This window comes from Kocuria sp. APC 4018 (assembly GCF_030407675.1).
In the GTDB taxonomy this organism is placed as follows: Bacteria; Actinomycetota; Actinomycetes; order Actinomycetales; family Micrococcaceae; genus Kocuria; species Kocuria rhizophila.
In genome coordinates this window covers 1-3850 of record NZ_JASDCY010000098.1, presented here as the reverse complement: position 1 = coordinate 3850, position 3850 = coordinate 1, and the positions used below count along the sequence as shown (strand labels likewise).

2 protein-coding genes and 2 rRNA genes are annotated in these 3850 nt (G+C 66.7%); 3 read left to right on the top strand and 1 reads right to left on the bottom strand.

What is annotated here, in order from left to right:
• The 3 genes from QL985_RS11795 to QL985_RS11785 all read left to right on the top strand — a co-directional run.
• Positions 1 to 191: ribosomal RNA gene (locus QL985_RS11795) — 23S ribosomal RNA — on the top strand; the annotation flags it as partial.
• Between the two features lie 223 nt (positions 192 to 414).
• Positions 415 to 531: ribosomal RNA gene (gene rrf / locus QL985_RS11790) — 5S ribosomal RNA — on the top strand.
• 567 nt (positions 532 to 1098) lie between these two features.
• Positions 1099 to 3102: an acetoacetate--CoA ligase gene (locus tag QL985_RS11785; RefSeq protein ID WP_259905687.1), complete on the top strand. Its 2004-nt coding sequence runs from the start codon at positions 1099 to 1101 to the stop codon at positions 3100 to 3102.
• Between the two features lie 27 nt (positions 3103 to 3129).
• Here the strand turns inward: QL985_RS11785 and QL985_RS11780 are convergent.
• A partial coding sequence (locus QL985_RS11780; RefSeq protein WP_290147946.1) for a lysophospholipid acyltransferase family protein occupies positions 3130 to 3850 on the bottom strand: 721 nt, incomplete at its 5' end.

The window sequence follows — 3850 nt, the reverse complement described above, 5'->3', positions numbered from 1 at the left end:
CGCTGATTAGCTACGTTCGGGATTGATAACCGCTGAAAGCATCTAAGCGGGAAGCTTGCTCCGAGATGAGATTTCCTGACCCCCTTCGAGGGGTGTGAGGTGCCCAGTAGACGACTGGGTTGATAGGCCAGGTGTGGAAGCGTTGCAAGGCGTGGAGCTGACTGGTACTAATACACCGAAGACTTATACACACACAAACAGTCATCACGTGTGGTGTTCGCGTTCACTATGTGGTTGACCACCAACAACCCCCACCCCGGGGGGACACGCAACCCAGGCCCGAGAGCCTGGGCCGGCACTGCCGGGGGGCGTGTTCCGGTGAGGGTGGTTCGGGTCGTGTGGTTGGCAACAGAATATTGTTCCCGTAGACAACGGGAAACCAGGTTTCCCCCACCATGGGCGGGGGTACAGGTTTCCGGTGGTTATAGCGTGGGGGAAACGCCCGGTCCCATCCCGAACCCGGTAGCTAAGACCCACAGCGCTGATGGTACTGCACTCGGTAGGGTGTGGGAGAGTAAGTCACCGCCGGAATCAACGTGGAAGGGTTGAGGCCCCACCAGGACCACTCAGGAAGAGTGGACCAGGTGGGGCCTCCCCGCATTTAACAAGCATTCTCCCACCAGCCGCGGCCACGCAGGCGCTTCGGGGCCGACAACGGATCCCCGCGTGCCCAGGATCCGTGCCCGGACACCGCGGCTCGCCCCAGGCCCTCACGCAGCGGCCGGCCTCTGGCACCTACCGCCCCTCGGCATCGGCCCCGAACCGGTTGGTCGCTGGGCCGCCGCACTCGTCCCGCGCACCGTGCCGCGCTCCTCACGTCCGTGGCATTGCACGGTGCGCCATGGCTTCACGTGCCGCTGGCGGTCCATGCCGGGTTCTTGTGCGTACCAGTCGCTGCATGGTGCGGGAGCCCGCGTGTCCACCTGAGTGAGCCGACTCGGTGCTCCTCACGCCTTCCCTTACTGCTCGCCTCCTCGGTCCACCGGCGGTGCGGACGTCTGAAGTTCTGGTCCTCCCGCTTGTGAGCCAAGCCACCTGGTAGGTTTCGAGCACGATCCCACGAGGTGGGTCACCGTGAGCGAGAGGACTGTTGATCCGATGAGAGCACGAGAACGTGAGAACAGTAGAGCCCTCCTGTGGGAGCCTTCACCGGAGGCGGTTCGCGATTCACGGATGGCGGCCTTTGCCCGGTGGGTCGAGGAATCCCGCGGTCTCAGCCTTTCGGGGTTCACATCCCTGCATGAGTGGTCCATCAGTGACCTGGACGGTTTTTGGGGTGCGGTGTGGGAGCATTTCGACATCGTGGCGTCGGCGCAGGGGGAGTGCGCACTGAGGGCCCACACGATGCCCGGTGCAGAGTGGTTCCCCGGCGCACGGCTGAACTATGCCGAGAACACGTTGCGGTGGGCGCGGACGTCGCCTCATGAGCTGGCCGTCATCGGTGAGCACGAGACCCGTGAACGCTTGGAGTGGACTTGGTCCGATCTCGAGGCAAGAGTGGCGTCGCTCGCCCAGCGCCTGCGAGACCTCGGGGTGGTCCGCGGGGATCGTGTGGCAGGAGTGCTGCCCAACATCCCGGAGACCGTGGTCGCTCTGCTGGCGACGGCTTCCGTGGGGGCCGTGTGGTCCGTGGTCAACACTGATTTCGGGCCGGCGGGGGTGGCGGACCGGTTTGCCCAGATCGAGCCCAAGGTGCTGTTCGTGGTGGATGGCTACGAGTTCGGGGGCACCGTGCGGGAGATGACGGGGTCCTACGATGCGCTGCTGGGTGTCTTGCCCTCGGTAGAGCAACTGATTGTGGTTGACCAGATGGGGGATGGGGATGTGGGGCCGCTGCCTGACAGTGCCCTGCGCCTCTCGGGCGTCCTGGGAGAGCCTGCGGAACCGTGCTACGAGCAGGTTCCTTTCGAGCACCCGCTGTGGATCCTCTACTCCTCGGGGACCACGGGTAAACCGAAAGGGATTGTCCACTCCCACGGGGGAGTGGTTCTGGAGTTCTGCAAGGCACTCGGTCTGCACGCGGGTCTCGGGCCGGATGACGTGGCCTACTACGCCGTGGCCACCACATGGATGGTGTGGAACATGCTGGTGGGAATCCTCCTGACCGGCGCCCGCATCATCACCTACGACGGGTCACCCACGTTCGGGGGCCCCGAGAAGTCACTGGAGCTCGCCGCACGGAACCGGGCCACGTTCTTCGGCACCGGCGCAGGGGTGCTGTCCATGGTGCAGAGGGCGGGTGTGGTGCCGAACGTTCGACTGGACTTCTCCGCGCTGCGCTCCATCCTGGTGACGGGGTCCCCGTTGCCGGAGGCCACGTGGGATTGGGTGTACGAGTCGGTCTCCTCCACCGTGCGGCTGGGTTCGGACTCCGGGGGAACGGACGTCACCAGCGCGTTCATCGGGACCAACCCGTACCAGCCGGTGTACCGGGGCGAGATCATGGGGCCGTACCTCGGTGTGGCCGCCGAGTCCTGGAACTCCCGCGGTGAGCGTGTGTGGGACGAGGTGGGGGAGCTGGTGATCACCACGCCCATGCCGAGCATGCCCGTGGCGTTCTGGAACGACCCGGACGGCTCGCGTTACCGCGAGGCCTACTTCGACATGTTCCCCGGGGTCTGGCGTCAGGGGGACTGGGTGACCCAGCTGTCCGAGGGGCCGTTCATCGTGCACGGTCGCTCGGACTCCACGATCAACCGCGGAGGCATACGGATGGGCTCCGCTGATCTCACCCACGTGGTGGACCGCGTGGCGGGCGTTGCGGCGTCCATGGCGATCGGTGCCGAACTGGCCGGCGGGGACTACTACATGCCGCTGTTCGTGGTTCCTGAACCGGGCACCCGGCTCACGGAGGATCTGGAGCAGCGCATCGTGGCCGCCATCCGCGAGCAGGTCTCGCCGCGGTACGTGCCGGACGAGATCATCGAGGCGCCGGCGGTGCCGCGCACACGCACGGGCAAGTTGCTGGAGATCCCGGTGAAGAAGCTGTTCCAGGGTGCGGATCCGAGCAGCCTGAACCGGGCCACGGTGGAAGATCCGGCCGTCCTCGACTGGTATGCCGAGACGGCGCGTCGGCACACCTCGCAACGGCCGGGGTCCTGAGGTTCGGAGCGGGCCCAGCTCTGGCCGTCAGTCCCGGATGTGGTGCCTGTTCGCGGCGTACAGCGCCCGCACGGCGGCTTCGATCCGCTCGTTGAAGCCGATGGCGTTCTCGTTGCTCCGCGCGCGCAGCGGTGCGCCCACGGCCACGACCACGGGCGGACGACCGCGGCGCGGCCAGTTGGCTCCCCGGGGCATGGCCTCGTGCGCGCCGATGAGGGCCACGGGCACCACGGGCACCTGGGTGGACAGGGCAAGCGACGCCGCTCCGATCTGGAACGGTGCCATCTTGCCGGTCTTCGAGCGGGTGCCCTCCGGGAAGATCAGCAGGGGGACGCCCGCCGCGAGCAGCTTCTTGGACAGACCTCGATTGGCACCCTCGCCGCGCCGGTCCACGGGAAACGCGTTGAACACGAGCTGGGTGAAGAACTTCTTGTGCCACGCCGTGAAGAAGTAGTCGGCGGCCACGCCCGTGGCCAGGTCACGGGAGATGTAGTGCGGCACTCCACTCATGACCAGCGGGGCGTCCAGGTGGCTCGAGTGGTTGGCGACCACCACGCACGTGCCCTTGACCCCGTACGCCGCCGGGTCCACCAGGTTGGTGCGGGTGATCGTGCGGTTCACCATGCCGCGGAAGAAGACGGTCTGCGCGACTCTGCGCGCGAGCCGCCGCACCGGGTGGGTGTAGTGGGCCGCGGTCAGTTCAGCGGACTCCGCAGGGGGGGCCGGGGGATGGGCTCCTGCGGTCCGG

Excerpts from the sequence above, each read along its gene's own strand:
- QL985_RS11785 (WP_259905687.1), top strand. The coding sequence starts at position 1,099 with ATGAGAGCACGAGAACGTGAGAACAGTAGAGCCCTCCTGTGGGAGCCT.